A 26,529-nucleotide genomic window follows, 5' to 3' on the forward strand; every position below is an offset into this window, starting at 1 on the left:
CATCTACTTTTATTCGACAGGTTCCTGATTAACGTCGGCAAATACATTAGAATCTAAGCATGCTCTCGCACATCCTGACTTTCATCTTCTTTCTATTAATTGGACTTGAAATCCGACATGGGCTTGAAAAACCTAAGGATGTAATTCTTCCCGCGATCTGTGCTTTTGGCGGAATGTTGGTGCCCGCGATTATTTTCATCTCCCTCAATCCAGACTCGCCCGCTTGGGCAGTTTCTATGCCTACAGACGTAGCACTGGCTTTAGGTGCTCTCTCACTCCTTGGAAAACGGATTAAACCTGAGGTGCGGTTCTTCCTTCTGACTCTCGCGATTGCTGATGACTTCTTCTCGCTTGCGGTAATCGGAATGTTCTTTAAATCTGAGCTGCGCCTAGAAAGTTTTATCTACACCTTAGGCGCGGCCGCAATTGGTTACCTACTTCCTTATCGCGCCCAACTCATCAAAGTTCTCTCCCCTGTCGTAACCTTCTTCATCATTCCTGTCTATATCATCATCAATTTATTAGCCCAGTTGGATTTCTCCCAGGCAACATCTGCAGTCTCACTTTCAATTATCGCCGCCAGAGTTGTTGGAAAAGTTCTCGGCATATCTTTGACCGCCTGGTTACTTGTGAAAATAACATCTCTTAAATATCCGAGAAATGTCCAACTCACGGACATCATCGGAATTGGCTTCCTATCTGGCATGGGCCTCACCGTGTCTATGGTGATCGCCGAAATTACAGTGAAATCTGATGTGGAACTTAGCCAGGTTCGAATGGGGCTCTTTATCGCAGCTCTTATCTCTGGCCTTCTCGGACTCCTCTGGCTTAAACGCTCTCCTGTCGCACGATAGTTTTTCGCGCGATTAATGCATATCCAAAAAAGCCAATAACGAGGGCAAAGAAGACTCCCAGATTTGCATATGCCCACTGCCCCTCTTTGCCACCAAGTGCACCCAAGAAATAGCCCTGCCAAGTAAGCCAACTAGCAAAACCATTTGTGACAAATCCCCAGCCAACGATGGTCGCAATAACCAATATGCCAATTGATGTGAAATTCCAGGCACCATATCGACCTTCTATTCGATAGAGATCATTCTGGTCATAACGCTTTCGCAGCAATACATCGGTCACAAATATCGCAGACCAGGCGGCAATAGGAACGCCCAGTGTGATGAGAAATCCCTGGAATGGATAGAAGAAGTCATCTGCAACCCAGACGAAGTAGATAGCCCCAGCAAGCATGATGATGGCATCAAGTGAAGCTGCAACATGTCGTTTCACAGGTAGACCAAGTGAAATAAGAGTTAATCCAGATGAGTAGAGATTAAGAATCGCTCCCCCAACCAAGCCAAGGATTGCTACCAGCGCAAAGATAATCAAATACCAGGTTGGCAAAATAGTTGTCAGTGCGCCGATGGGGTCACTGGCAATCGCACCCGCCAGATCTTCACTACTAGCAGAGAGGGCGGCACCAAAAATAACCAGGATAATTGGGACCACTGATGCTCCAAAGACGGTCCAGCCGATAACGCTTCTGCTGGAGACGGTCCTGGGCAGGTAGCGTGAATAGTCAGCGGCAGAATTCACCCAACCCAAACCTATTCCGGTGGCACCGAAAATCAGTGCTCCAATGAAGCCCTGCACGCTTCCAGCTTTCATAGATGTCACAAGACTCCAATCAACTTTGTTGATTGTCAGCGCGATGTATACGCAGGTCATGGCGATCGTGATAATCGTTAGATAGCGCTGTAGTTTCATGATCACGCCAAAGCCCAGCACCCCGGCTGAGACAGTAAGTGCGACTGCTAGTGCAAAACCAAGAATCATCGCAGTGTCGCGATCAAGCTGGCCAACTCGCACGAACACTGTGCCGGTAGCTAACGTTGCAAGAGAGACAAGCACTGTTTCCCAACCAACAAAGATTAAGTAGGAGAGCAGGCCCGGTAGCAGGTTGCCTTTCACTCCAAAGGCGGCTCTAGAAAGCACCATCGTTGGCGCATTTGATTTCTTGCCAGCAAGTGAACTAACACCGACAAGCAGGAATGAAAGGACTGTTCCTAAAACCGCTGCAACCGTTGCCTGCCAGAAAGAGATGCCAAAGCCTAAGAAGAAGGAGCCGTAAGAAAGAGCAAGCAAAGAAACGTTCGCCCCACACCAAGGCCAGAAGAGTGAGGACGCTTTACCACCACGCTCGCTCTCATCGATAACGTTGGTGCCGTTGAGTTCCAGGTTCATGCAGGCGAGTTTAGATTACCTAACCAATATTTGCTCAGTCTAAGAAGAAATCGAGTAAGAAGTCTTTCGTTCCAGGAACGACTGAATACTTCTCAAGATCTGTGATTCCTTCAGCTGCCAGAACCTCATCATCGACGAAGAAGTTGCCTGTACATTCCTTTGAATTGCGATTCAGAATGATGTAAGCGGTATCTGCAAGTATTTCAGGTGTGCGACAAGCTGCGGTATCTACTCCAGGAATCATTTGCAGGGCGGCGGTATCGATTGCGGTGCGCGGCCAGAGCGCATTAACGGCAATTCCATCTCGCTTAAACTCTTCAGCCATACCAAGGACACACATACTCATTCCATATTTAGCCATCGTGTATGCAACATGGTCCTTAAACCACTTAGCTTTCATAGAAAGTGGAGGCGACAAGGTAAGAATATGTGGGTTGCGTCCAGCTTCGGCTGATTCACGAAGGTGCGGTAGCGCGGCCTGTGAAGTCAAGAATGTTCCACGCACGTTGACATCAAACATAAGGTCAAATCGCTTCGCTGGAGTATCTTCGGTGCGAGTCAGATTAATCGCACTGGCATTGTTGATCAGAATATCAATGCCACCAAATTCTTTAGCGGCTTGGGCAACTGCATCTGCAATCTGATTCTCATCACGTAGGTCGCACTGGATAGGTAGGGCTGTGCCGCCAGCAGCCCGAATCTCCTCGGCTGCAGAGTGAATCGTTCCAGGTAACTTTGGGTTTGGATCAGATGTCTTTGCTGCAATTGCTACAAGAGCACCATCTGCAGCAGCCCGCAGTGCGATAGCTAAACCAATACCGCGAGAACCGCCAGTAACAAATATACGTTTTCCCTGAAGTGACATTACAGACTCCCCTATTTACTCTTCTTGGACATGAACTTCATAAAGGCATCTGCCGCCTCTTCAGATTGCAACGCAAGTGCGAAGATCTGAAACTCTGCCTTCATTACCGCGGCCACGGCATCATGCTTACCGGCCTTCATGAGGGCTTTGGTGTTAATGATTGCTTGTGGTGGTTGTTGTCCTATCTGCTCTGCAATCTCCATTGCGACTTTTTCTGGATCTGAAGTAATGGTTTCAACAAGTCCCATCTCTTTAGCTTCATCTGCAGTAAATGGATCACCTGTCATAAAGATTCGAGCAGCTCGTTGATATCCCACGAGTTCAGGAAATAACTTTGTGGAGCCTGCTTCCGGGACTAAACCAAGTGAGGTAAATGGCATGGAAAAGCTAGTATTTGGTGTCGCAATGACGATGTCGCAATGTAAGAGCATCGTTGTCCCCACTCCAACGGCATTACCTTTCACCGCAGCGATAAGTGGCTTTGGGAATTCAAGGAGAGATGCTAAGAATCGTGCGACATCCGATGATTCCTCCGTTGGCGGGTTAGCCATGAAGTCTTTAATGTCATTTCCCGCGGTGAAATGATCGCCTTCGCTGGTGATGACAACTGTGCGAACGCCGAAATCTCCGGCAGCGTCATTGAGTGCAGATGTTAACCCGGCATACATATCGCGAGTGATTGCATTCATCTTCTCGGGGCGATTGAAGCGAATTACCTGGGTCTGGCCTATGCGGGTGCTGGTGATTTCACTCATTGAGGCATCTTAAAGCGAGAAGTGCAAGAAAGAAAACCCCAGGCTCTGATTACTCAGAACCCGGGGTTTTTTATGTAGATTTATTTTTTAACAAGTACCGCCGAAATGAATTCTTCGACCGCTGTGTGAGCTTGTTCATCTGTGTATTGAATTGGTGGAGTCTTCATGAAGTATGAAGATGGAGCAAGGAGTGCTCCCCCGATCTTGCGATCAAGACCTAGCTTTGCGCAGCGCAGCGCATCAATAATCACGCCTGCTGAGTTGGGAGAATCCCATACTTCAAGCTTGTATTCCAGGTTCAAAGGAACATCACCAAAGGCGCGACCTTCAAGGCGGACATAGGCCCATTTGCGGTCATCAAGCCATGGAATGTAATCAGAAGGTCCAATGTGTACATTCTTTGCACCCATGTCGTGATCTAGCTGAGAAGTAACTGAGTTGGTCTTTGAGATCTTCTTTGATTCAAGACGATCGCGTTCCAGCATATTTTTAAAGTCCATATTTCCACCCACGTTAAGCTGGTAGGTGCGATCAAGGTGAACTCCACGATCTTGAAATAGCTTGGCCATAATCCGGTGGGTGATTGTGGCACCGACCTGGCTCTTGATGTCATCGCCGACGATAGGAATCCCGGCATCTTCAAACTTCTTCGCCCATACTGGATCGGATGCAATAAAGACCGGTAGCGCATTCACAAATGCACAACCCGCATCGATGGCACATTGAGCATAGAACTTTGCAGCCTCTTCTGAGCCCACAGGAAGGTAACAAATTAGAACATCGACAGCTTCCTCTTTAAGAGTAGCCACGACATCAACCGCAGCAGCAGTGGATTCGGCAATAGTCTCTTTGTAATACTTTCCGAGTCCATCGAGGGTGACTCCACGTTGTACAGGGACACCAGTCTTGGCGACGTCAGAGAATTTAATGGTGTTGTTTTCACTTGCCCAGATAGCGTCAGCGAGATCAAGACCTACTTTTTTGGCATCAACGTCGAAGGCTGCGACAAATTTAACATTGTTGATGTGGTAGTTGCCGATTACTGCATGCATAAGGCCAGGAATTTCCTGATCTATCGCTGCATCCTTGTAATAGGTAACACCTTGCACGAGCGAGTTGGCACAGTTTCCAACTCCAACAATCGCAACGCGAATGTCTCCAGTTCCAGTCTTTAAATTCACTTTACTTTCCCTTCACTCTTAATCATTGTTTCTAACCATGAAATCTCGCGCTCGAGTGACTCGAGTGAAAAGCGTCGCCACTCTTCGAGATACTTATCTATCCCCAGAGGTTGCGCCTGAAGATCAGTACGCAGCGCCTCTGCCTTATCTTGAAGGCGACGCAAGCGCCCCTCCAAAATTCTTACCCGGTTATTCATTGTGGTCGGGCTAAAGAATGCAAAGCGCACTCCAAAGCCTTCATCTTCCCAAGCTTCTGCAGTCACAGAACCATTGAGTTCAGCAAAACGTTTGAGTCCTTTTTCAGTAATTGTGTAGACGATGCGGGTGCGACGTGATGTCACACCTACCTCTTTCGCTTCAATGCTTTGGGCAATCACCATCCGCTTGAGTTGCGGATAGAGAACTGAGAACGAGAGCGCCCGAAAGGGGCCAAAGATCGTCATCAGGCGCTTACGCAGCTCATAGCCATGGAGGGCAGAATCTGAGAGCAGCCCAAGCAGGGCAAACTCCAGTGAATCTGCGCGTGATCGCATTTCCTGCCTCCGAATGGTTATAACCGATGTATATATCGTAACGATATATCTAGACGGTATTTAACTGGAGTCAGGCGCCAATCGCAAATCGACACACCGCCCCTGGCGCTACCCTGGGCCGGTGATTCCAACGCGCCTGCCTGAATACATCGTGGCCGCCATCATCATCATCCTGGCTCCAGGGCCCAGCGTCCTATTTGTCATAGCCCGCGCCATCTCCTGGGGGCGCAAAGTGGCCGTCTTAACTGTGGCCGGAAATGTCTCGGGCTCATTTGTCTTATCGACCCTGGTTGCCTTGGGACTAGGTCCCATCCTTGCTCGCTCCGATCTTGCCTATCTGGCGGTGCAATGGGGAGGCGGGCTTTATCTAATCTATCTGGGCATCGATGCCATTAGAAAACGTTCTGAGCATGCAGCTGATATGACCAACCAGGGACCACGTGTGCCAAGTGTGGGGCAATCGATTCGTGATGGATTCTGGGTCGGTGTTCTCAATCCAAAGGCAATCGTCTTCTTCGCCGCTGTCCTTCCCCAATTTGTTGATATCGACGGCGGCAATGTCACCGCGCAACTTCTCTTTATGGGCTTGGTCTTCTGTGTTCTGGCATTTATCTCTGATGGCACTTGGGGATTACTTGCCGGAACTGCCAGGCAGTGGTTGGCAACTGATGCCCGGCGCCTTGAGGGCTTACGTGCAACCGGTGGGCTCGTCATGATTGTGCTTGGAGTACTCGTGCTGATCAGCGCAGTTGTCAGTTCCTAGCGAGAGAATGTCGCTATGAATAAACCAGAGGTTCCTGCCCGCGACACGATTGCTCCATCTGATCTCACCTTCGGATTATCAACGTGCAAACGATGTCTCTGGCTTAAGTACTGGTTTAAATTCGATCTGAAGAAAGAGTTTCCACTTGTCAAACCACTGGCAGATTCGCAAGAAGAGCATTTCCGGCGCGCATCAATGCCAGATATTTCTCCCACGTTAAAGCCCGGTGTAGTAAAGCAATGGGGGCAGTGGGTAAAGAGTGCTCCCATAAAAATCAATGGCTTTGAAACACGTTGGAAGATATTGGGAATTTATGACCTCTTGGGTCATTACGAAGATGGCACTGTTGGAATTATTGATTGCAAGGTCTCTGATTCAGATCGCGATAATGGGCCGTTTTATGCCCCGCAACTTGAAGCATATGCACATGCGCTAGAGAACCCAGATAAGGGAAAGCCATTTCCTGTCACCTCCATGGGGCTGCTGATTTGGAAGTTAGCTGGAGTAACAGAGACATCTGCAAGTGAACTTGCCTCGAATTCTCACGGCTTTGGAGTTAACCAACACTATGTTCCGGTCGAACGTGACACCGCAACATTTACCGCACTTCTAGAAGAGCTCATTTCAACAATCGAAGGTGGGATGCCCGATTCCGGTGCGGAGTGCAATGTTTGTAACTACTTACTTAAGCGTTCAGAGCTGCAGATCGATTAATCGCTCTCTTCGCTATTTTCGTCCTTGACTTTAGACTTCTTCACTTTCACTGCATAAGTGTCCGCATATTCTTGCCCAGAGAGCTGTTGAATTCGCTTCATGATTTGATCTGTGACTTCACGTAAATATTGAAGGTCAGTTGAATCGCCTTCAAAATACATCGGCTCGCCAAACGTAATTCCTACCCGCATCACCTTGGGAACAACTTTTCCCGTCGGTTGGATCTTGTCGGTATTAAACATTGCGATTGGAATCACTGGTGCGCCAGATTCAATTGCCAAGCGGGCAATTCCGGTGCGGCCCTTATATAAGCGACCATCAGGAGACCTAGTTCCTTCTGGATAAATTCCCAGTGAGTTGCCGGCCGAAAGAACTTGCAGTCCAGTAATCAGGGCAGCCTCACTGCGCCGTCCACCCGAGCGATCTACTGGTACTTGTCCAAGTGCGATAAAGGTCAGCTTCTTAATGAATCCCTTAGGTCCAGGGGAAGTGAAGTATTCACTCTTAGCAAGGAAAGTTACTTTACGTGGAACAACTAAGGGCATGAAGATGGAATCGCTAAAGGAGAGATGGTTGGAGGCAAGAATGAGGGGTCCGGAAACTGGAACGTTACGTAGACCCTTTACCTTTGGTCTGAACAACAACATCAAGAAGGGAGTCAGGAACGCACGGAGCGTTCCGTAAGGAAGGTTGTTCACCGAAGTAATTTACCGCGAATCTCTTCTATTGTGTAAAACGTCCAGCCGGGCGCTCTAGATGCGCGCAAGGTCGGCAACTCCGACTAATCCAGCCTCATTACCCAACTGTGCACCAATGATTTGCGGATGTGGATGTTTTCCTGCAAAAGGCATGTACTTCTCCATCCCGGTGCGAATCGGATTGAGCAGAATATCTCCTGCATCAATTACTCCCCCACCAATAACTACTGCTTCTGGATCAAGAATGACAGCAAGGGATGCGATTCCTGCTCCTATGTAATCTCCAGTTATTTCAAAAATTGAGAGCGCGAGTTCATCGCCATCGCCCGCAGCTGCGGTGATTGCACTGCCTTTGACTCCTTCAATCGAGCCATCACCACGATTAAGAATATTGCTAGCGCGATCAGGGTGTGCCTGTATTGCTTCGCGTGCATGTCGAAGAAGTGCGGTCCCTGAACCATATTGTTCAAAGCATCCATAAGCGCCGCAGCCACAAAGCAGGCCGTTTGGCACAATGCGTAAGTGTCCAATCTCGGCGGCGATACCAAATGATCCCCGAAGGAGATTGCTATTTACTACGATTCCGCCACCAATTCCGGTTCCAACGGTGAGCATCAAGATATTTTCTTTACCGCGACCTGCACCAAATTTAAATTCACCCCAAGCGGCGGAGTTGGCATCATTTTCAATGACTACCGGTAGCCCAATACGCGAGGTGAGTTCGTAATCAAGATTGACCCCATTCCAATCCTTAATGTTTGGCGTGGCCAGAATTGTCTTGCGGTCTGCGGAGATAAAGGCGGCAACCGAGACTCCAACTGATTCAATCTCGGAATCTTTCATGAGTTCTAGCGCAACATCTGCAATAGCCTGCGTGAGTGCTACTCCACCTTCGGCAGGTGTATCTCTGCGTGCTCGTTTAATGAGTGCACCTGTCTCATCGACAACTCCACCAAGAACTTTCGTTCCCCCGATGTCGATGCCTACCGTGTAACCCATCTAGGAAACTCGCGCAGCTAACTCTTTCAGTGCTGCATCAATTGTCTGCTGCTGTGCTTTGGTAATCATCATTGCTGGCACAGGAAGCGAGACTGCAACAGTGAGTTCATACGTTACCTGCGTTGAATCTTCATCTAACGCTTTAATGAAATAAGTGCCATCCATTTGCGTGAGTAGATCGGCTTCATCCATAGTAAATGACAGACTCGCAGGGGCCGCACTCCAGTCATAATCCAGAGTGACGCGATCTTTCATCATGCCTGCATCGATGGAGAGCTTGGCTTTGACCGCCCGTCCCTGGTCATCACTTTCTAAGACATCGGCCTTCTTAATGGAGGTGAGCCATTCGGGATAAGTGGCGATATCAAATAGGGCTGCCTGTACGTCGGCGAGTGGGGCATCGATGACTATCGTGGAAGAACTTTTCTCAGACATGGTCAAAGGCTATCAATTATTTGAAAAGCATCTTCCCATTTCTGGCATCTGCCATATAGCGTTAGAGCCATGAATCTAGTCTCCACACCCGCCATTATTCCCGCTGCAACCACCGGAAATCTCACCGATCTCATCGCCGACCGCGCAAGAACCGAACCGGAGCGAATCACAATCTCGCGTCCGCTTGGCGATGGATGGCAACCAATGACTGCGAAGGAATTGGAAGTAGAAATCCGCGCCACTGCAAAAGGTTTGGTCGCTGCCGGAATTGCCGTTGGTGATCGGGTAGCAATCATGGCGCGCACGCGTTATGAGTGGACCGTCCTAGATTTCGCAATTTGGTATGCCGGTGGCTCGGTAGTTCCTATTTATGAAACATCCTCTGCCGAACAAGTGCAATGGATTCTAGAAGATTCTGGAGCAGTTGGAATCATTGTTGAAACTCCATTGTTAAAAGAATTTGTCACGCCAGTTCTTCCTTCTTACACAAAACACGTCTGGGTCATGACAGATGATGTTCTTCCAGGGCTCCGTAATTCAGGGGCGCAGATCACCGATGAAGAAATCCAACGTCGTCGCAATTCGTTGGCGCCAACCACACTTGCGACTTTGATCTACACATCCGGAACAACCGGACGTCCAAAAGGTGTGCAAATTACTCACTCAAACTTTCTGGCAGAGTGTGGAAATGTTGTTGAGGCGGCAAGTGATCTCTTTAAGAAACCAGGTGGCTCTACCCTGCTCTTCTTACCGGTCGCACACGTCTTTGGTCGAATGGTTCAAATTGGCTCGATCCATGCCGGACTTCACCTAGCGCATTGCAGTGATCCGGTAGGTCGACTACCGCAAGATTTAGCATCCTTTAAGCCAACCTTCGTACTTGCTGTGCCACGCATCTTTGAAAAGATTTACAACGGCGCCGAGGCGCGCGCAGAGGCTGCCGGTAAGGGAAAGATATTTAGAGCAGCTGCTCATGTAGCTATCGCATATAGCGAGAGCAAAGATAAAGGTGGCTTTAATCCACTTCTGACTCTCAAGCATGCACTCTTCGACAAGCTTGTGTATTCAAAGATTCGCGCCGGTATGGGTGGCGCAGTTGAAGCAGCTATCTCTGGTGGCGCACCACTGGGTGAACGACTCGGACACTTCTATCGTGGGGCAGGCGTGACAGTTCTAGAGGGTTACGGACTCACCGAAACTACCGCTGGAGCTACTTTAAATCTCACCAATTCTCTTCGCGTTGGCTCAGTAGGTAAACCAATTCCTGGAACTTCCATCAAGATTGCAGACGATGGCGAAGTTCTCATCAGCGGACCAATCGTGATGCGTGGATACTGGCAGAACGATGCGGCAAATGAAGAGGTCTTCGACGGTGCCTGGTTTAGATCTGGCGACCTTGGTCGCCTTGATGAAGATGGCTATCTCTATATCACCGGCCGCAAGAAGGAAATCATTGTGACTGCCGGTGGTAAGAATGTGGCGCCAGCTGTTCTGGAAGATCGTCTTCGCGCTCACCCCCTTATCAGTCAATGCATGGTCGTCGGAGATAACCAACCATTTATCGCATCTCTGATAACTATCGACCAAGATATGCTCAAAGGCTGGATTGCAACGAATGCAAAGACTGGCGCAACAATCGAGTCGCTGCGAAATGACCCCGATTTAATTGCGGTCATTCAAACAGCTGTCGATGAAGCAAATAAGGCAGTTTCGAAGGCGGAATCAATTCGCAAGTTTACGATTCTGCCAGTTGATTTCACTATCGCAGGTGGACAGCTCACAGCAAAACTCTCGCTTAAGCGTCACATCATTGCCCAGCAATTTGCTGCTGAAATTTCAGCGCTCTTTACAAAGTAATTAGTGGCTACTAATACTCCCGAGCGACTACGTATTGCTCGGGAGTTACACGATGGAATTGCGCAAGATTTAGTTGGCCTTGGCTATCAACTCGATCTCATCATGGCTGATTCGAAGTTGAGTGAACTCTCACGAAATCAGGTTCGAGCCTCACGGTTACATATCGATTCTCTGATCATCAAAGTTCGCAATGAAATTCTTGCACTGCGGAAAGACTCCGAAGATCCATTTCACTTGCTCCTACAAAGGTATGCGAAAGAAATTTGCGCTGGGATGGAGATCTCATTTGAGATTGAGGAGGTAGCGGTAGATGCCACTGCGCAAAGTGAACTATTGGCAGTGGCATCAGAGATCCTTCGAAACATCGTTGCCCACTCTGGGGCTACCCTCATTCTCATCAAGCTCTACTGGGTCAACAATCACACCTACCTAGAGATAAGTGATAACGGAAATGGTGGCGCAGTGATGAAAGAGAACCGTTGGGGGCTGCAAGGAATCACAGAACGAATTCAGGCTCTCAACGGAAGTTGCATCATTGAAGATAGAGACGGCACTCATATTTCAATCTCAGTATGAGCACCTCAATCCGGGTTCTAGTTATTGATGACCATGCCATCGTTCGAGCCGGAATTTGTGCCGCGCTAGAAAGACGAGAAGATTTCTCCATATTTCAAGCGGCATCAAAGTCAGAGGCGTTTGCCCAGATGGCGAAAGTGAATCCTGATGTCATCGTTGTTGATATCAATCTTCCCGATGGAAGTGGTTTAGAGATAGTTTCTTGGGCCCGTTCGATATCACAGACGATTGCCATCATTGTTCTGACCCTCAATGAACACGATGACTTTCTTCTCGCTTCCATGAAGGCGGGTGCTTCGTCATATCTGAATAAATCCGCGCCGCTTCTTGAAATCCTGGCCGCAATAGATCACTCTCTGGTTGCACCGCTTTCCTTTTCCTCTCGTGAGACTGTGAAAACCGTAGAGCGAAAGCGAGATAAATTTGATTTATCGCAACGAGAACTACAAATTCTCACACAACTTCACAAGGCTGCCCCGGTTGCAGAGCTAGCCTCTTCGCTATTCATCACAGAGGCGACCCTCAAGACCCATCTTTCCAGCATCTATCGCAAATTAGATGTGCACAGTCGGCTGCAGGCAATTGAAAAAGCACGTGTCACTGGACTTACTTAAGTAGCTGATTAAACCGCTCTGACCAGATCTGCCATTGCCACTTTTCAATAATCCATTGCCGTCCGCGTATTCCTAGTTTCTGCGCTAACTCTTTATCTGCAAGTACTTTCACCACAGCCAGAGCAACCTCATGCGCTGATGTTCCATCGACAGCAAAACCCGTCTCACCTTGCAAAATTGCATCCGGTGCTCCCCCAGAGATTCCGCCAATGACGGGCAATCCACATGCACTCGCCTCAAGGTAAACAATTCCTAGTCCTTCAACTTCAAGTCCAGCAAGGCGGGAACGAGATGGCATGGCAAAGACATCTCCGATACAGATATATTGCGGTAGCTCCGAGTACTGAACTCGACCAACAAAAGTAACTCGGTTTTCTAAACCTAGTTTCTTAATCCGTTTCTCAAGTTCCTTCTTATATGGACCCTCGCCAATGAAGAGCAGATGGGAATCAGGAATAGCTGCGATGATCTCTGGCATCGCCGCAATCAAGACATCTTGTCCCTTTCGGTGCACCAGGCGCCCCACGCTGACAATTACCGTCTTACTGCCAAGCCCTAAACTTTCCCGAAGTTCTCGGGCATCACTGCGCGGTGTGAAATGATCCGTGTCGATTCCCGGTGCGATGCGAACTAGCTTTGCAACATCGCCAGGAGCTAACGCCTTGGCGATTTCTCCCCGCGTGAAATCTCCTAGATAAGTAAGTGAATCAACTGCGCGCCCAATTCGGGCGATAGCCCAGGAAAATGGCCAGAGTCTGGACCACCAGACTTCATGTCCGTGGGTGAGTGCAACAATTTTCTTCACTCCAACTCTACGAAGTCCCGGGGCAAGAAGTGCCAAGGGAGCAGCTGCACCAAAGAAAACAGTTTTGATGTCGCGCTCACGAACTAACTTTCTTACCTTCCTTCCCACCCGAAACGATGGAAGTAATACCTTGGAAGGATCTCGAATCACTTCGACGCCATAATCGTGTAGCCACATCGCATCAAAGGGCGCAGAACCCGCTTGGGAAGCGGTGTAGACGATGACGCAATTCTTGGGCAAGCGCTGAATCAATCCAATAATAAAAGTTTCAATTCCTCCAGCGCGAGGTCCAAAGTCATTTGTGATACAGAGTATTTGTGGATGTTCTAATCTATTTTCAAGCATTAGAACCGGCGTATTGCGACCAGCCGCTTACGTCCCATATCGGTCGTTGCAACTTTCACACGCGATCCGGAACGAGGCGCATGGACCATCTTGCCGCCACCTAGATAAATTCCAACGTGTGAGACTGGTCTGCCGAAGAACATTAAATCTCCTGGCTTCTTTTGACTAAAAGGAATTGATTTACCCATACGAGATTGCGCCGCTGAAGAATGTGGAAGTGAAACTCCGGCCGTTTGGTATGCGCGCATCGTTAATCCTGAGCAATCCCAGTAGATCATCCCGTCGGCACCGAATACATACTTGTCGCCAATTTGTTTAAAAGCGAATTTAATTGCAAGCCCAGCACGGCCTGATACCCCGGCAGCACTCCTTGCCGCCTTCAATGAAGAAGCTTGATCGGCATCTTCACGCTCTTGCGCCAACCTCGCTAGTCGCTCGCGATCTTCCTTCTTTAGTTTTGCCAATACTGATTCTGCCTGAGCTAATTTGGCTGTTGCTAGCGCGCTCTTCTCGGCCAACTTTTTCTGCAACGCCTTTACCTGAGCTAGGCGATCACTGACTGTGAGCGAGGTGGCGTTGAGTTGCTGTTCCGCTGATTGAAACTTTCGTAGCTGAATTCCTTTTTGTCGCGTGATTGCTTCTAGCGAGCCTGCAGATGAGAGATAGAGCGAAGGATCAGATGAGAAGAGCAGTTCAAGGCTCTGACTTATCGTTCCAGATTTGTACTGATCGATAGCGATCGCACCTAACGTCTTTGAAATTGCATCCACTGTCTTTGCTTGAATTTCGGCTTGCGCCTGAATGCCGGCAAGGCTTCGAGTGAGTGAATTCAATTTCACCTTCGCTTCTTGCGCACCTTCTGCCGCAGCGGTTGCTTCCTCTTCATAACGAATGACCTGTGCCTGCACTTGCGCCAGAGTTGGGGCCGCCTGCGAGGTGGGCGCTTGAATTATGGAGAGAAGAATGGCTAACGAGGTGCCCCATGTGGCAGCGCTCATCGGTTTCTTCATGTTTCAAAGGCTAATGCCCCTCATTGCTGATTTTCAATTTTAAGCGTGGAATATCCATGATAATCGTGTGAGAAAAAGAATATTCTCCGCTCATGGCTGTGATCGCAACGCTGGTAGTAGGCGCAGATGGCTCGACCACAAAAGGCGGCACTTCGCAGGGGGTCACCAGTGGCGCCGATCGGGCGCAATTTCTTGAACATCGCAGATTAGCTGATTGCATCTTCATCGGTGGAAACACTGCGCGTACTGAGCCATACCTTCGCACACCAGTTCCGGTAGTGGTGATTTCACATCAACTAGATAATCCATTAGCGAGTAATCCACTGGCCCACCTATGGAACCTTTCACCGGTAGCCGGGCTAGTGAAAGCTATAGAGACTTTTGGGCCTCGTATTCATGTTGAAGCCGGGGCAACAATGATTAGTGAACTTATTGCCGCCGGCCAAATTGACCAACTGGAACTGAGTATTACCAGCATCACCGGCGGAGAATTGAGAGTCGATATTGATGCGCTATTGGAAGTCTTCACAACACAGGAAGAGAAAGTAATCGATGGGACGAGATTCATCTCAGCATCGAAGTAATTAAAAGACGGAGATAATAGAAACTCCTAGGACTGCAAAAATTATTCCGAAATACTGAACCTTGTGTAATCTCTCATGAAGAAATAAGAAGGCCAGTAACGAGGTCGCTATCGGATAAAGCGCACCAAGCACCATTGCAATAGAGACTAACCCCTTGGTTGTCGCAACCCCCAACAGCAAATTCGCCACAAAATCTGCGACTCCGATAAAGATGAGCACTGGTAGTTCAGGCTTACCTAATCCACCAACGTGGCGATAACGAAGAAAGAGTGTGATCCCAACAAGCAGGGTCGTTGTGCGCATCGTTGTCATGGTCATCAGCGCACTGCTCTCGGAACCAATTGCCATACAGACCAGTGCGCTACCGAAGAAGACCGCTGCGCTTAAGGCTAAGAGGACTGGCTTTAACGGAAGGCCCTGCGAAACTTCCGGACCACTTGCCAGGAATCCACCGAGCATTGCAATGAATACTCCAATACTGACAATCGTAGATAGCTGATCACCTTTAACGAAGAGCGCGTAGCCAAGTGGAATCAATGCGCTCAGGGAGCTAATGGGTGAAACAACTCCCATGCGGCCAGTTGAAAGTCCGGCATACAAACAAATGAGTCCGAGATAACCAAAAATGCCGGCACACATTCCAGGTAGTAAATATCCCCCGCTTCCAAATGGCTCTGCATCCCAACTGCGACTGACAAGAACGAGTACAACGCCAGTAATAAAGCCAATTGCCTGAGTAACGGCTAGAACTGCGATCGTTGGAAATTTCTTACTTAATCTGCCAGCGTGATAATCGGCACTTCCCCATAAAACGCTCGAGAAGAGAGCGAGGATGCTGGCCATGAGGGCAGACTCTACCGGGCTATCGGCTTAGCCTCCCGGGTAAACCGCAGGACAAACTTTAGAATTGAGCAGTGAAGTCGCCAATTGCCTTTAATGAAATGATTGAACTTCTTCGTACCTTCACTCCTCGAGCAGAAATCATTCTGGAAGAAGTACCGGCACCACAGAAATTGGCCACATACTCATTTGCATTCACAGCAGATATTTCAAATGGCCTTACGGGTGATGCCGAGAATGAAATTGCATCAGGCCGCTTTGTGGTCTTACACGAACCAGGTGGACAAGAAACCTGGGAAGGTGACTTTCGCTGCGTTACTTTTATGCGAGCCGACGTTGATAGCGAAATGCAAGAAGACCCACTACTTCCTGAAGTTGGCTGGAACTGGTTACTTGATTGCTTAGGAGCAACGGGCGCGCAATTCAACGCACCGAGTGGAACCGTCACTCGAGTTTCTAGCGCCTCCTTTGGAAAGTTATCTCCTCGCAATAGCGATTCCGAAATTGAGATCAGAGCTTCGTGGACTCCACTTATTTCTCAGATTGAAGAAATCTTTCCGCACGTGCAGGCCTGGTGCAATCTCATGACGGAAGTCGCCGGATTGCCACCGCTTCCAGAAGGTGTTGCCACAATTGGTTCAGCAAGACGTCGTGCCTGAAGAAGAACAGACGCCGGCCGCTATCGCCTTACTGCATCCCGCAGCAGGAGTTCCAGCAATCATCGAAACCGAGCAAGCATTTGATGCGGCGCTAGCCGCACTTGCGCAAGGGGTCGGACCATATGCATTTGATGCAGAGCGTGCATCGGGCTTTAAATACAGTGCGCGCGCATATTTGATTCAGATAAAACGCACAGGGGGCGGATTGCATCTGATCGACCCTATTCCATTTGGTCCTGGTCATCGATGCTTTGTCGAACTCAATAATTTGATTGCAGAAGAAGAAGTGATTTTGCATGCAAGTACCCAAGATCTTCCCTGTCTGCGTGAATTAGGCATAAATCCGCAAATTCTCTTTGATACCGAACTTGGCGGACGTATTGCCGGTCTTGCCCGCGTTGGCCTAGGGCCACTTTTGGAATCATTGATGGGGGTATCACTAGCCAAAGAACATTCGGCAGCTGATTGGTCTAAGCGCCCATTGCCGGAAGAATGGCTTAACTACGCAGCACTTGATGTGGAACTTCTGGTAGAACTGCGCGATAAAGTCCATGCACTCTTAGTAGATGCAAAGAAATGGAAATGGGCCGAGGAAGATTTTGCCGCAATCATTTCTGCTCCTGCGCCGGCCCCTCGTATTGATCCATGGCGTCGTACTTCTGGAATGCATAAAATTAAGAAGCGACTGCAGATGGCGATAGTGCGCGAGTTATGGCAGGCGCGGGATGAGATTGCGCGGGGCGCAGATGTCTCACCTAGTCGATTGTTATCAGATGCCGCGATTACTGAGTTGGCGCAGAATGCCGAGAAGTCACCTATTACAAATCGCAAACATCTGGAGAAGATCTTGCGCCCGCTCGGATTGCGAGCGCGCTGGTTAGAGAATGCAGCCATATGGATTACATCAATCACCACTGCAATGGAGTTGCCAGAAGATCAGTGGCCAGAGGCGCGTTCTAAAAGCGATACCTTGCCGCCGATTAAACTCTGGCGCGAACGTTTTCCTGAAAAATTCATCCCGCTTTCACATGCTCGCTTTAACCTTGCTGCCAAGGCCGAGGAGCTTTCGATCCCTCTTGAGAATCTGATTAGCCCGGAACTCGTGCGCCGCATCTGTTGGTCGCCTCCCCTAAACAGCTCTGTGCAGGAGGCCTTGCAAGCGCTGGGTGCCCGTCGCTGGCAGGCCGAGATAGCTGCTCCCGTCCTTGAGGCGGCCCTTTTGGAGACCGTCGCCCTGGAGCTGCCCGAGGCAGAACCCACTTCGGAGTCGGCTGAAGAGTGATGAATTACGCAACATAGGAGTTGCGTAAATATGGGGAGTCAATTATTCTCATTCCATGCTCAGTACATTCATCATCGCCCTTCGTGAAGGGCTAGAAGCTTCACTCATCGTCGGTATTTTGGTTGCCTACCTAGTCAAGACTGGGCGCCAGCGCCATTTGCGCGCGCTCTGGAGTGGTGTGGCAGTTGCGATCGTGGCCAGTCTCGCCTTTGGCGCATTCCTGTCATACACATCTGCCGAACTCTCATCACGTGGGGAAGAGCTTTTTGCGGGAACAACCTCTTTCATAGCTGTTGGCTTCGTAACCTGGATGGTCTTCTGGATGAAGCGTGCTGCTCGCGGACTTCGTAATGAACTGCAGAACAAGGCTGAATCAGCGATTGGTGCAGGTTCTATCGCACTGGCACTTGCGGCCTTCTTCGCCGTTGCTCGCGAAGGCCTGGAAACTTCACTATTTCTCTATACAAACTTTAAGACAGTGGGCGCTGTATCAAGTGCGACCCTGGGCTTAATTCTTGGTTTAGCACTTGCTATCGGACTTGGAATCGGAATCTACAAGAGCTCAATTAAACTCAATCTCGGAAAGTTCTTTACCTACTCTGGTGTGGCTCTCGTAGTTGTTGCAGCTGGAGTTCTTTCCTACGGTATTCACGAGTTCCAAGAGTTCGGAATTCTTCCTGGCCCAGATGCATTTGTCTGGGACGTTACTTCCTGGATGCCAAAGGAGTCACTTGTTGCTGGGCTCTTGGGTGGAATGATCGGTTTTGACACCACAACATCGTGGCTACAACTAGCCGGATGGCTCACCTACATTGGCTTGACGCTGAGGTTCTACCTCGCCCCGGCTAAGAAGGTAAATACTCCCGCCAACGCGTAGCGCTTTTTTCTACTGGCGAGTAACCTAGCTTCATACTCACCAGGTAAAGGAAGTTCTATGACATCCCAGCTCCATAGCGTTGTCCTCGTTGATGCAGTGCGCACTCCATTTGGAAAAGCGGGCAGCATGTATTCAGGAACTCGCGCAGATGACTTAATGGTGCGAGCGATGCGCGGGCTACTCGAGCGCAATCCCCAACTCTCCCCCGAACTCATTGACGATGTTGCCATCGCGGCTGCAACCCAGACTGGTGATCAAGGAATGAATATTGGTCGCAGCGCCTCCCTCCTTGCTGGCCTTCCTAAAACTGTTCCTGGCTACTCCATCGATCGCTGGTGCGCCGGTGCACTGACTGCAACAACCACCATTGCCGGCGCTATAGCGATGGGCGCAATAGATATTGCAATCGCTGGCGGTGTTGAACATATGGGAAATCATCCAATGGGTGAACTCATGGATCCTAATCCGCGTTACCTAGCTGAGAAGTTGGTGGAACAAGATGCACTTGCCATGGGAGCAACGGCAGAACGCTTACATGATCGCTTCCCACATTTAACAAAAGAGCGGGCAGATACCTATGCCTTTAATTCTCAGATGAAAACTGCGAAGGCATATGCAGATGGAAAGATTCAGCGAGATCTCATTCCAACGGCGGCCCGTCATCCTGAGACTGGTTGGGGTATTGCAACTGTTGATGAATCACCTCGCCCCACAACAACTATTGAAGGTCTAGCTGGACTGAAAACTCCGTTTCGCCCAGCAGGTCGCGTCACTGCCGGAAACTCATCTGGTCTCAACGATGGTGCTACTGCTGCGTTGCTCGCAAGTGAAGCTAAAGCAAAAGAACTTGGACTTTCCATTAAGGCCCGGCTTGTCACTTTCGCCTTTGCCGGCGTTGAGCCAGAAGTAATGGGATATGGACCGGTTCCAGCAACGATCAAAGCACTTAATAAAGCTGGACTTAAGATTGAAGATATTGGAGCCTTTGAAGTCAATGAAGCATTTGCCGTGCAAGTACTGGCATTTCTAGATCACTTTGGAATTGCAGATGATGATCCGCGTGTGAATCCTTACGGGGGCGCCATCGCTGTTGGCCATCCACTTGCCTCATCAGGTGTGCGCCTGATGCTTAATTTAGCTCGCACATTTGAAGAGAAAACAGATGTTCGTTATGGAATTACTACGATGTGTATTGGTTTAGGAATGGGTGGAACTGTTATTTGGGAAAATCCACATTACACAGGAGGGACTAAGTAATGGCTACCGCAATTACCCTTCCGGAAGGTGCACCGGAAGAAGTCATTACCCAATCGCTAGTGCGCGATGTGGATCTCACACCATTTGGCTTTAAGGGTTCACTTGCCTTGATCACACTTGATAACGGACTCGATCACACTCGCCCCAACACCCTCGGACCACAATCACTGTTGGCCTTAGATGCTGCAATCACTGATGCCGCCGCTCGCACACCTGCTGCGATTGCAATTATTGGAAAGCCATTTATCTTTGCCGCTGGCGCTGACCTCTCAGGCCTAGCATTTCTTAATACCCGCGATCAAGCAGTGGCCATTGGCAAGCTGGGCCACGATGTTTTTCGGCGTTTAGATGAGATTGGAATTCCAACATTCGCATTCGTTAATGGGTTAGCCCTTGGTGGCGGTCTAGAAATAGCACTGCACTGTAATTACCGCACACTTGCCACCACCGCATTTACCGCGCTACCAGAAGTATTCCTCGGACTCGTTCCAGGGTGGGGCGGTGCGACCATTCTTCCTAAGTTAATTGGACCAGAACGTGCGGTGCAGGTGATTATTGGTAATTCACTCAATAACAACACCATGATGAAAGCAAAGGATGCGCTGGCACTCGGTGTTGTGGATGCCGTCTACGAACCGGCAGATTTCTTAGAAAAATCGGTCTCCTTTGCAGCTCGCATGTTAAATGGAGCGCAAAATATTGAGCGAAAAGATTACTCAGCAGACCCGGCTTGGGATGCTGCACTTTCTGCTGGTCGCGCAACTGCGTTGAAGAAATATGGTGGCGCAGAAATGGCATCACCTACTAAGGCGCTAGAGCTCATCAAAGCTGCCAAAACCAATTCCCGTGGTGCTGGTTTTGATGCCGAAGATCAAGCGCTGGCAGATCTGACGATGTCAGATCCATTACGTGCCTCCCTCTATGCCTTTAATGTCATTCAAAAGAAGCGTAAAAAGGTTGAAGGGGCGCCAAAGCCAGCGCTAGCACGAAAGGTTGCTCGAGTAGGCGTTGTCGGTGCTGGATTGATGGCTTCCCAACTAGCGCTGCTTCTTCTTCGCAACCTTAAATGTCCCGTTGTCATGACCGACATTGACCAAGCGCGCGCTGATAAAGGTGTGGCGTGGGTAAAGGCTGAATTAACTAAGTTGGTCGAGAAAAAGCGCATGAACGCAGAATCTGCCGCGCGTCTTGCCTTGCTCATCAGCGGTTCTGCAGATCAAAGTGTCTTTGCGGGTTGTGACTTTGTCATCGAAGCGATCTTTGAAGAGCTAACGCTTAAGCAAGAGCTCTTCAAAAAATTGGAGAAGATTGTTGGACCAGAATGCGTGCTGGCCACAAATACCTCATCGCTATCAGTTCAAGCCATGAGCGAAGGCTTAGAACATCCAGAACGAGTAGTTGGTTTTCACTTCTTTAATCCAGTTGCGGTGATGCCTCTTCTTGAAATCGCTCGCACAACTCATACCGATGATGCAACTACTGCAACTGCCGTCAGTATTGGCAAAGAGTTGAAAAAGACGATGATTATTTGCAAAGATGCTCCGGGCTTTGTCGTCAATCGTTTACTCACACGCTTCATGGGAGAAATCACCGACGCAGTTGATGAGGGAACTGATCCGCAGGTAGCTGATAATGCGATGCGCAGCATCGGCTTTCCAATGTCGCCCTTTGAATTATTAGGTCTTGTTGGTCCGGGTGTTGCTGTACACGTTGCCGAAACACTGCATGCAAATCTAGGACCGCGATATCGCATCTCCCCCACAATGCAGGCGATGGTCAAAGAAGGCGTAAAGACTTTCTATCTCAAAAACGACGATGGCACATTTAGCGCCAACCCGGCTGCTCTTGCCCTGGTTCACAAGGGTGATGCGCCATCAACAGCTGAGCAAGTACGACTTCGTGCACTCAAAGCGTTAGCGGAAGAAGCGCGGATGATGCTCGATGAAGGTGTGGTTTCTAGTCCGGCAGAGATTGATCTCTGCATGTTGATGGGAGCCGGTTGGCCGATGCACTTAGGTGGAATTTTGCCGTACTTAGATCGTGAAGGAATTAGCGATTCTGTGTGCGGTCAACGTTTTCATGCTCCGGGAATTGCATCTCTTCCACAGTAGAGTTCCATGCGACGATGTCGCGTGAAATCCGCTGGGCGTTAATTCCAAGGTCATCAAGAATCTCTGATCGCTTTGAGTGCTCAATAAACTCAAGCGGAATGCCAATGCTGTGAATAGCGACGTTCAGGCCTGCCTCGCGAAATGCTTCCGAGATTGAACTTGCAATTCCGGCGCGCTTGATGCCATCTTCTAGAACAACAACGCTCTTATAGCGACGTGCCATAGTAATAAGTGACTCTGGGATTGGCTTCACCCAGCGCGGATCAATAACTGTCACGCCCACACCTTCACGGTATGCCTGTGAGGCGGCTTCCACCGAAATTGCTGCCATGGCACCGATACTGACAAGAAGTACGTCGGCACTTTCTCCTCGGTAGAGCACATCCACACCATCGCGTCGTTCGAAGGCCGGAATGTCTTTGGTGACTGCACCTTTCGGAAAACGAATTGCAGTAGGTGCATCACTGACTTCGAGTGCTTCGCGCAAAGTTTCACGTAGTCGTGAGGCATCGCGCGGTGCGGCTACCCGCATTGTTGGAATGATTCCGGTGAGTGCTAGATCCCAGATTCCGTGATGAGAAGGTCCATCATCTCCGGTAACTCCAGAACGATCGAGTACAAAAGTGACACCGGCCTTATGGAGTGCAACATCGAGTAAGAGTTGATCAAAGGCGCGATTGAGAAATGTTGAATACACAGCAATGACAGGGTGAAGACCGGTAAATGCCAGTCCGGCTGCGCTGGTGACAGCATGTTGTTCAGCTATTCCCACATCGATAGTGCGCATCGGAAACTTCTCTTGGAACTTATCTAGGCCAGTAGGCCCGAGCATTGCCGCTGTGAGGGCAACAATATCTTCGCGCTCTTCACCGATTGCGAGCATCTCTTCAGAAAAAATATTGGTCCAGCTGGTTGTTGACTTGCCAAGCGGAGTTCCGGTCTCGGGATCAACAACGCCCACGGCGTGGAACTTCTCAGCCTGATCTTCAATGGCAGGTTGATGACCCTTACCTTTTTCAGTAATCACATGAACTAATACTGGTTGACCAAACTCTTTTGCCTGGGTCAGCGCCCGCTCCATCGCAACTAAATCATGTCCATCAATAGGGCCAACATATTTAAGACCAAGATCTTCAAACATTCCTTGTGGCGCAATGATGTCTTTGATCCCCTTCTTCATTCCGTGAAGAGTTTCATAAATTGGATTTCCAACAACCGGGGTCTTTGTTAGTACCTCTTTGCCCCAATCAAGGAACTTCTCATAGCCACGAGTGACTCGAAGAGTTGCTAGATATGTAGCTAGGCCGCCAATAGTTGGTGAGTAAGAACGTTCGTTGTCATTGACAATAACGACAAGATTTCGATCATTTGACGCTGCAATGTTATTAAGGGCTTCCCATGACATTCCGCCAGTAAGTGCACCGTCACCTACAACTACTACAACGCTGCGATCGATTTGATTGGTGATGGCAAATCCACGAGAAATTCCATCGCCCCATGAGAGTGCGGTAGAGGCATGTGAATTTTCAATCACATCGTGTTCACTCTCAGCGCGGTTGGGATAACCGGCTATTCCGCCACGTTGGCGCAGGCCATCGAATTGATCAGCGCGGCCGGTAAGAATTTTGTGAACGTATGATTGATGACCGGTATCAAAGAGAACTACATCTTTTGGAGAATCAAATATCCGGTGGATTGCAATCGTGAGTTCCACAACGCCAAGATTGGGTCCAAGGTGGCCACCAGTCTTTGAAACTTTGGTAATAAGAAATTGACGAATCTCAGCGCTGAGTTCAGTCAGCTGCTCATAGGAGAGCCCTTGAAGATCGGCTGGGCTCTTTATCGTTTCAAGCATCGGCCCAGTCTAGATTAGCCACGCAGTTGGCGCAGCACATACTGCATGATGCCGCCGTGGCGATAATAATCTGCCTCACCCGGTGTATCGATTCTCACCTTTGCTGTGAAGGTGATATCCCCCGCTGTGACGGTGACTTCCTTTGGAACCTGGCCGTTGTTAAGTGCTACCACTCCTGTGATGGCAAAGACCTCATCACCTTTGATACCAAGTGATAGCGCGCTCTGTCCGTTAATAAATTGAAGCGGAAGAACTCCCATGCCAATTAAGTTAGAGCGGTGAATTCTTTCGAAGCTTTCCGCAATTACTGCTCGTACACCAAGTAGCGCTGTTCCTTTTGCCGCCCAGTCACGGGAAGAACCTGATCCATACTCTTTGCCAGCAAGAATTACTAGAGGAACTCCAGCTGCTTGATAGGCAACAGATGCATCATAAATAGTTGATTGCGCGCCATCTGCTAAGAAGTTGCGAGTGAATCCACCTTCGACACCGTCTAGAAGTGTGTTCTTTAGGCGGATATTGGCAAAGGTTCCACGAATCATTACTTCGTGATTTCCACGTCTGGAGCCGTAAGAGTTGAAATCTTTACGCTCCACACCATTGTCTTCCAAATACTTACCGGCAGGTGAATCAGCCTTGATATTTCCAGCAGGTGAAATGTGATCAGTTGTCACAGAATCCCCCAGAATTGCTAAGACTCGTGCTCCTGCTATATCTGTTACTGGTTTTGGCTGCGCTGGCATGCCATCGAAATATGGCGGCTTGCGGACGTAAGTTGATTTCGGATCCCAATCAAATGTCTTTCCAGTTGGAGTATCAAGTGACTTCCAACGATGATCGCCTTCAAAGACAGATGCATAATCCTTGGTAAACATTTCAGAGGAAATTGAAGAGTCAATGACTGATTGAATCTCTGCTTCAGTTGGCCAGATGTCTTTAAGAAGAACTGGCTTCCCCTCTTTATCCATACCCAAGGAATCTTTCTCAAAATCATGGTTCATGGTTCCAGCAAGTGCGTAGGCAACTACCAAAGGTGGTGAAGCTAAGTAATTCATCTTCACATCTGGGCTAATGCGCCCTTCAAAGTTTCTATTTCCGGAAAGCACCGCAGAGACTGCAAGATCGTTCTCATTGACTGCCTTACTGATTTCAATAGGCAGCGGTCCGGAGTTGCCAATACAGGTAACGCATCCGTAGCCAACAAGGTTAAATCCGAGTGCTTCCATGTATTTGGTAAGTCCAGAGCGGTCGTAGTAATCAGTAACAACTTTTGAGCCAGGAGCCAAGGTGGTTTTCACCCATGGTTTAGATGTCAGCCCCTTCTCTACCGCTTTCTTGGCAAGAAGAGCCGCGCCAATCATGACCGAAGGATTAGATGTATTTGTGCACGATGTAATCGATGCAATAACCACATCTCCATTTTTGATTGTTGTGTCGTTAGCCCCCACATGCACTGGATACGCTTCTTTTCCAGTCTTGTCAGTGAAATAGGTTGGAAGAATCTTAGAAAATGCACTCTTTGAGTCGGTAAGTGAGATGCGATCTTGCGGGCGCTTTGGTCCAGCAATTGATGAAACAACAGTTGAAAGATCTAGTTCAATATTTTCGGAAAAGCGCGGTGAAATAGATGGGTCATGCCACATGCCCTGTGCCTTTGCATACTGTTCCACGAGAGCTACTTGCTCATCACTTCGTCCAGTAAGTCGCAAGTAGCGAAGGGTCTCTTCATCGATAGGGAAAATCGCACACGTTGATCCGTATTCGGGCGACATGTTTCCAATTGTGGTGCGGTTGGCCATTGGGACAGAGACCACGCCAGGTCCGTAGAACTCTACGAACTTACCAACTACTCCGTGCTTGCGAAGCATCTCAGTAATGGTTAACGCCATATCTGTAGCAGTTGTGCCCACAGGAAGCTGGCCAGAGAGTTTGAAACCGACAACGCGTGGAATCAACATTGAAACTGGCTGACCAAGAAGGGCCGCTTCTGCTTCGATGCCGCCAACGCCCCAACCGAGAACTCCAAGCCCATTGACCATCGTGGTGTGTGAATCGGTACCAACAACAGTGTCTGGATATGCACGGAGCACGCCATTGATAGTCCGGGTCATGACAACGCGAGCTAGGTACTCAATATTTACTTGGTGAACGATGCCCGTTCCCGGTGGAACTACCTTAAATTCATCAAAGGCGCCTTGGCCCCAACGCAAGAATCGGTAGCGCTCACGATTGCGTTCGTATTCAATATCTGTGTTCTTCTCAAAAGAATCTTTTGTTCCAAAGACATCTGCAATTACAGAGTGATCGATCACCAATTCAGCTGGAGCTAATGGGTTTACCTTGCTTGGGTCTCCACCAAGATCGACAATCGCCTCGCGCATAGTGGCAAGGTCGACTACACAAGGAACGCCTGTGAAGTCCTGCATCACAACGCGTGCTGGGGTAAATTGAATTTCCGTATCTGGCTCGACTGATGGGTCCCACTGTGCCAGCGCCTTGATGTGATCAATGGTGATATTTGCGCCATCTTCAGTGCGTAGTAAATTCTCTAAAAGTATCTTGAGCGAGAAAGGTAAACTCGCGGCGCCTTCAACCGTTGAAATATCAAAGATTTCAAAATCTTTACCGCCGACAGTGAGATTTTTCTTGGTTCCCAATGAATTCTTACTCATCACG

The 26,529-nt window shown here is 49.1% G+C and carries 25 protein-coding genes; 12 read left to right on the top strand and 13 right to left on the bottom strand.

Annotated features, from left to right (window positions below; all coding sequences use genetic code 11):
- Positions 1-59 precede the first annotated feature (59 nt).
- The gene (locus A1sIA79_RS03880; RefSeq protein WP_095674912.1) at positions 60-854 is read left to right on the top strand and encodes a Na+/H+ antiporter NhaA; all 795 of its coding nucleotides are present in this window, start codon (positions 60-62) and stop codon (positions 852-854) included.
- Here the strand turns inward: A1sIA79_RS03880 and A1sIA79_RS03885 are convergent.
- From A1sIA79_RS03885 to A1sIA79_RS03905, 5 genes are all read right to left on the bottom strand, one after another.
- On the bottom strand, positions 829-2,238 hold the full coding sequence (locus A1sIA79_RS03885; RefSeq protein ID WP_095674913.1) for a purine-cytosine permease family protein: 1,410 nt from the start codon (positions 2,236-2,238) through the stop codon (positions 829-831). The genes A1sIA79_RS03880 and A1sIA79_RS03885 overlap by 26 nt on opposite strands.
- Positions 2,239-2,272: 34 nt before the next feature.
- On the bottom strand, positions 2,273-3,103 hold the full coding sequence (locus A1sIA79_RS03890) for an SDR family oxidoreductase (RefSeq protein ID WP_095674914.1): 831 nt from the start codon (positions 3,101-3,103) through the stop codon (positions 2,273-2,275).
- An 11-nt stretch (positions 3,104-3,114) separates the two neighbouring features.
- Positions 3,115-3,858 (bottom strand): enoyl-CoA hydratase, encoded by a 744-nt coding sequence (locus A1sIA79_RS03895; protein ID WP_095674915.1) that lies wholly within the window; start codon positions 3,856-3,858, stop codon positions 3,115-3,117.
- 80 nt (positions 3,859-3,938) lie between these two features.
- Positions 3,939-5,039 (bottom strand): inositol-3-phosphate synthase, encoded by a 1,101-nt coding sequence (locus tag A1sIA79_RS03900; protein ID WP_095674916.1) that lies wholly within the window; start codon positions 5,037-5,039, stop codon positions 3,939-3,941.
- Positions 5,036-5,572: a PadR family transcriptional regulator gene (locus A1sIA79_RS03905; protein ID WP_095674917.1), complete on the bottom strand. Its 537-nt coding sequence runs from the start codon at positions 5,570-5,572 to the stop codon at positions 5,036-5,038. Before A1sIA79_RS03905 ends, A1sIA79_RS03900 begins: the two co-directional genes overlap by 4 nt.
- A 121-nt stretch (positions 5,573-5,693) precedes the next feature.
- Here A1sIA79_RS03905 and A1sIA79_RS03910 point away from each other — a divergent pair, with 121 nt between their 5' ends.
- On the top strand, positions 5,694-6,335 hold the full coding sequence (locus tag A1sIA79_RS03910; RefSeq protein WP_095674918.1) for a LysE family translocator: 642 nt from the start codon (positions 5,694-5,696) through the stop codon (positions 6,333-6,335).
- Positions 6,336-6,350: 15 nt separating this feature from the next.
- Positions 6,351-7,049 (top strand): PD-(D/E)XK nuclease family protein, encoded by a 699-nt coding sequence (locus A1sIA79_RS03915; RefSeq protein WP_095674919.1) that lies wholly within the window; start codon positions 6,351-6,353, stop codon positions 7,047-7,049.
- Here A1sIA79_RS03915 and A1sIA79_RS03920 read toward each other — a convergent pair.
- From A1sIA79_RS03920 to A1sIA79_RS03930, 3 genes are read right to left on the bottom strand one after another with little or no spacing between them, the layout of a single operon-like run.
- Entirely contained in the window at positions 7,046-7,747 is a 702-nt protein-coding gene (locus A1sIA79_RS03920; RefSeq protein WP_223298318.1) for a lysophospholipid acyltransferase family protein, read from the bottom strand. The genes A1sIA79_RS03915 and A1sIA79_RS03920 overlap by 4 nt on opposite strands.
- A 54-nt stretch (positions 7,748-7,801) precedes the next feature.
- The gene (locus tag A1sIA79_RS03925) at positions 7,802-8,746 is read right to left on the bottom strand and encodes an ROK family glucokinase (protein ID WP_095674921.1); all 945 of its coding nucleotides are present in this window, start codon (positions 8,744-8,746) and stop codon (positions 7,802-7,804) included.
- A complete protein-coding gene (locus A1sIA79_RS03930; RefSeq protein WP_095674922.1) occupies positions 8,747-9,181 on the bottom strand; it encodes an SRPBCC family protein in 435 nt (144 codons plus the stop codon). It abuts the gene before it with no gap.
- Between the two features lie 69 nt (positions 9,182-9,250).
- Here A1sIA79_RS03930 and A1sIA79_RS03935 point away from each other — a divergent pair, with 69 nt between their 5' ends.
- The 3 genes from A1sIA79_RS03935 to A1sIA79_RS03945 are packed head-to-tail and all read left to right on the top strand — an operon-like array spanning position 9,251 to position 12,228.
- Complete coding sequence (locus tag A1sIA79_RS03935) at positions 9,251-11,038, top strand: AMP-dependent synthetase/ligase (protein ID WP_095674923.1); 1,788 nt, start codon at positions 9,251-9,253, stop codon at positions 11,036-11,038.
- A 3-nt stretch (positions 11,039-11,041) separates the two neighbouring features.
- Complete coding sequence (locus A1sIA79_RS03940; RefSeq protein ID WP_095674924.1) at positions 11,042-11,614, top strand: sensor histidine kinase; 573 nt, start codon at positions 11,042-11,044, stop codon at positions 11,612-11,614.
- Positions 11,611-12,228, top strand: a complete 618-nt coding sequence (locus A1sIA79_RS03945) for a response regulator transcription factor (RefSeq protein ID WP_095674925.1) — start codon at positions 11,611-11,613, stop codon at positions 12,226-12,228. The genes A1sIA79_RS03940 and A1sIA79_RS03945 overlap by 4 nt, the downstream gene beginning before the upstream one ends.
- Here the strand turns inward: A1sIA79_RS03945 and A1sIA79_RS03950 are convergent.
- Together A1sIA79_RS03950 and A1sIA79_RS03955 are read right to left on the bottom strand one after the other, a co-directional pair.
- The gene (locus A1sIA79_RS03950; protein ID WP_095674926.1) at positions 12,221-13,378 is read right to left on the bottom strand and encodes a glycosyltransferase family 4 protein; all 1,158 of its coding nucleotides are present in this window, start codon (positions 13,376-13,378) and stop codon (positions 12,221-12,223) included. The two genes, A1sIA79_RS03945 and A1sIA79_RS03950, sit on opposite strands and share 8 nt — an antisense overlap.
- The gene (locus A1sIA79_RS03955) at positions 13,378-14,388 is read right to left on the bottom strand and encodes a C40 family peptidase (RefSeq protein WP_223298319.1); all 1,011 of its coding nucleotides are present in this window, start codon (positions 14,386-14,388) and stop codon (positions 13,378-13,380) included. The genes A1sIA79_RS03950 and A1sIA79_RS03955 overlap by 1 nt, the downstream gene beginning before the upstream one ends.
- Positions 14,389-14,480: 92 nt before the next feature.
- On the opposite strand from A1sIA79_RS03955, the gene A1sIA79_RS03960 reads away from it, so the two are divergent.
- Positions 14,481-14,972, top strand: coding sequence for a dihydrofolate reductase family protein (locus tag A1sIA79_RS03960; RefSeq protein ID WP_095674927.1), 492 nt, complete (start codon positions 14,481-14,483; stop codon positions 14,970-14,972).
- Here the strand turns inward: A1sIA79_RS03960 and A1sIA79_RS03965 are convergent, their stop codons facing one another.
- Positions 14,973-15,815, bottom strand: coding sequence for a DMT family transporter (locus tag A1sIA79_RS03965; RefSeq protein WP_095674928.1), 843 nt, complete (start codon positions 15,813-15,815; stop codon positions 14,973-14,975).
- 71 nt (positions 15,816-15,886) lie between these two features.
- Here A1sIA79_RS03965 and A1sIA79_RS03970 point away from each other — a divergent pair, with 71 nt between their 5' ends.
- Genes A1sIA79_RS03970 through A1sIA79_RS03990 form a run of 5 tightly spaced genes read left to right on the top strand, consistent with a single transcriptional unit; the run spans position 15,887 to position 21,998 of the window.
- Positions 15,887-16,471 carry a DUF3000 domain-containing protein gene (locus A1sIA79_RS03970; protein WP_223298320.1) on the top strand — a complete coding sequence of 195 codons (585 nt, stop codon included), beginning with the start codon at positions 15,887-15,889 and terminating at the stop codon, positions 16,469-16,471.
- On the top strand, positions 16,464-17,753 hold the full coding sequence (locus tag A1sIA79_RS03975) for an HRDC domain-containing protein (protein WP_190277033.1): 1,290 nt from the start codon (positions 16,464-16,466) through the stop codon (positions 17,751-17,753). The genes A1sIA79_RS03970 and A1sIA79_RS03975 overlap by 8 nt, the downstream gene beginning before the upstream one ends.
- Before the next feature lie 55 nt (positions 17,754-17,808).
- A complete protein-coding gene (efeU, locus tag A1sIA79_RS03980; protein ID WP_095674929.1) occupies positions 17,809-18,630 on the top strand; it encodes an iron uptake transporter permease EfeU in 822 nt (273 codons plus the stop codon).
- A 57-nt stretch (positions 18,631-18,687) separates the two neighbouring features.
- Positions 18,688-19,887: a thiolase family protein gene (locus A1sIA79_RS03985; RefSeq protein WP_095674930.1), complete on the top strand. Its 1,200-nt coding sequence runs from the start codon at positions 18,688-18,690 to the stop codon at positions 19,885-19,887.
- Positions 19,887-21,998 carry a 3-hydroxyacyl-CoA dehydrogenase NAD-binding domain-containing protein gene (locus A1sIA79_RS03990; RefSeq protein WP_095674931.1) on the top strand — a complete coding sequence of 704 codons (2,112 nt, stop codon included), beginning with the start codon at positions 19,887-19,889 and terminating at the stop codon, positions 21,996-21,998. The genes A1sIA79_RS03985 and A1sIA79_RS03990 overlap by 1 nt, the downstream gene beginning before the upstream one ends.
- Here A1sIA79_RS03990 and dxs read toward each other — a convergent pair.
- Together dxs and acnA are read right to left on the bottom strand one after the other, a co-directional pair.
- Complete coding sequence (dxs, locus tag A1sIA79_RS03995) at positions 21,937-23,853, bottom strand: 1-deoxy-D-xylulose-5-phosphate synthase (protein WP_095674932.1); 1,917 nt, start codon at positions 23,851-23,853, stop codon at positions 21,937-21,939. The genes A1sIA79_RS03990 and dxs overlap by 62 nt on opposite strands.
- A gap of 14 nt (positions 23,854-23,867) precedes the next feature.
- Positions 23,868-26,525: an aconitate hydratase AcnA gene (gene acnA / locus A1sIA79_RS04000; RefSeq protein WP_095674933.1), complete on the bottom strand. Its 2,658-nt coding sequence runs from the start codon at positions 26,523-26,525 to the stop codon at positions 23,868-23,870.
- Positions 26,526-26,529 lie beyond the last annotated feature (4 nt).

Source organism: Candidatus Planktophila versatilis, from assembly GCF_002288105.1.
Lineage (GTDB): Bacteria > Actinomycetota > Actinomycetes > Nanopelagicales > Nanopelagicaceae > Planktophila > Planktophila versatilis.

Excerpts from the sequence above, each read along its gene's own strand:
- A1sIA79_RS03880 (WP_095674912.1), top strand. The coding sequence starts at position 60 with ATGCTCTCGCACATCCTGACTTTCATCTTCTTTCTATTAATTGGACTT.
- A1sIA79_RS03885 (WP_095674913.1), bottom strand. The coding sequence starts at position 2,238 with ATGAACCTGGAACTCAACGGCACCAACGTTATCGATGAGAGCGAGCGT.
- A1sIA79_RS03890 (WP_095674914.1), bottom strand. The coding sequence starts at position 3,103 with ATGTCACTTCAGGGAAAACGTATATTTGTTACTGGCGGTTCTCGCGGT.
- A1sIA79_RS03895 (WP_095674915.1), bottom strand. The coding sequence starts at position 3,858 with ATGAGTGAAATCACCAGCACCCGCATAGGCCAGACCCAGGTAATTCGC.
- A1sIA79_RS03905 (WP_095674917.1), bottom strand. The coding sequence starts at position 5,572 with ATGCGATCACGCGCAGATTCACTGGAGTTTGCCCTGCTTGGGCTGCTC.
- A1sIA79_RS03915 (WP_095674919.1), top strand. The coding sequence starts at position 6,351 with ATGAATAAACCAGAGGTTCCTGCCCGCGACACGATTGCTCCATCTGAT.
- A1sIA79_RS03925 (WP_095674921.1), bottom strand. The coding sequence starts at position 8,746 with ATGGGTTACACGGTAGGCATCGACATCGGGGGAACGAAAGTTCTTGGT.
- A1sIA79_RS03930 (WP_095674922.1), bottom strand. The coding sequence starts at position 9,181 with ATGTCTGAGAAAAGTTCTTCCACGATAGTCATCGATGCCCCACTCGCC.
- A1sIA79_RS03935 (WP_095674923.1), top strand. The coding sequence starts at position 9,251 with ATGAATCTAGTCTCCACACCCGCCATTATTCCCGCTGCAACCACCGGA.
- A1sIA79_RS03945 (WP_095674925.1), top strand. The coding sequence starts at position 11,611 with ATGAGCACCTCAATCCGGGTTCTAGTTATTGATGACCATGCCATCGTT.
- A1sIA79_RS03950 (WP_095674926.1), bottom strand. The coding sequence starts at position 13,378 with ATGCTTGAAAATAGATTAGAACATCCACAAATACTCTGTATCACAAAT.
- A1sIA79_RS03955 (WP_223298319.1), bottom strand. The coding sequence starts at position 14,388 with ATGAAGAAACCGATGAGCGCTGCCACATGGGGCACCTCGTTAGCCATT.
- A1sIA79_RS03960 (WP_095674927.1), top strand. The coding sequence starts at position 14,481 with ATGGCTGTGATCGCAACGCTGGTAGTAGGCGCAGATGGCTCGACCACA.
- A1sIA79_RS03965 (WP_095674928.1), bottom strand. The coding sequence starts at position 15,815 with ATGGCCAGCATCCTCGCTCTCTTCTCGAGCGTTTTATGGGGAAGTGCC.
- efeU (WP_095674929.1), top strand. The coding sequence starts at position 17,809 with ATGCTCAGTACATTCATCATCGCCCTTCGTGAAGGGCTAGAAGCTTCA.
- A1sIA79_RS03985 (WP_095674930.1), top strand. The coding sequence starts at position 18,688 with ATGACATCCCAGCTCCATAGCGTTGTCCTCGTTGATGCAGTGCGCACT.
- A1sIA79_RS03990 (WP_095674931.1), top strand. The coding sequence starts at position 19,887 with ATGGCTACCGCAATTACCCTTCCGGAAGGTGCACCGGAAGAAGTCATT.
- dxs (WP_095674932.1), bottom strand. The coding sequence starts at position 23,853 with ATGCTTGAAACGATAAAGAGCCCAGCCGATCTTCAAGGGCTCTCCTAT.
- acnA (WP_095674933.1), bottom strand. The coding sequence starts at position 26,525 with ATGAGTAAGAATTCATTGGGAACCAAGAAAAATCTCACTGTCGGCGGT.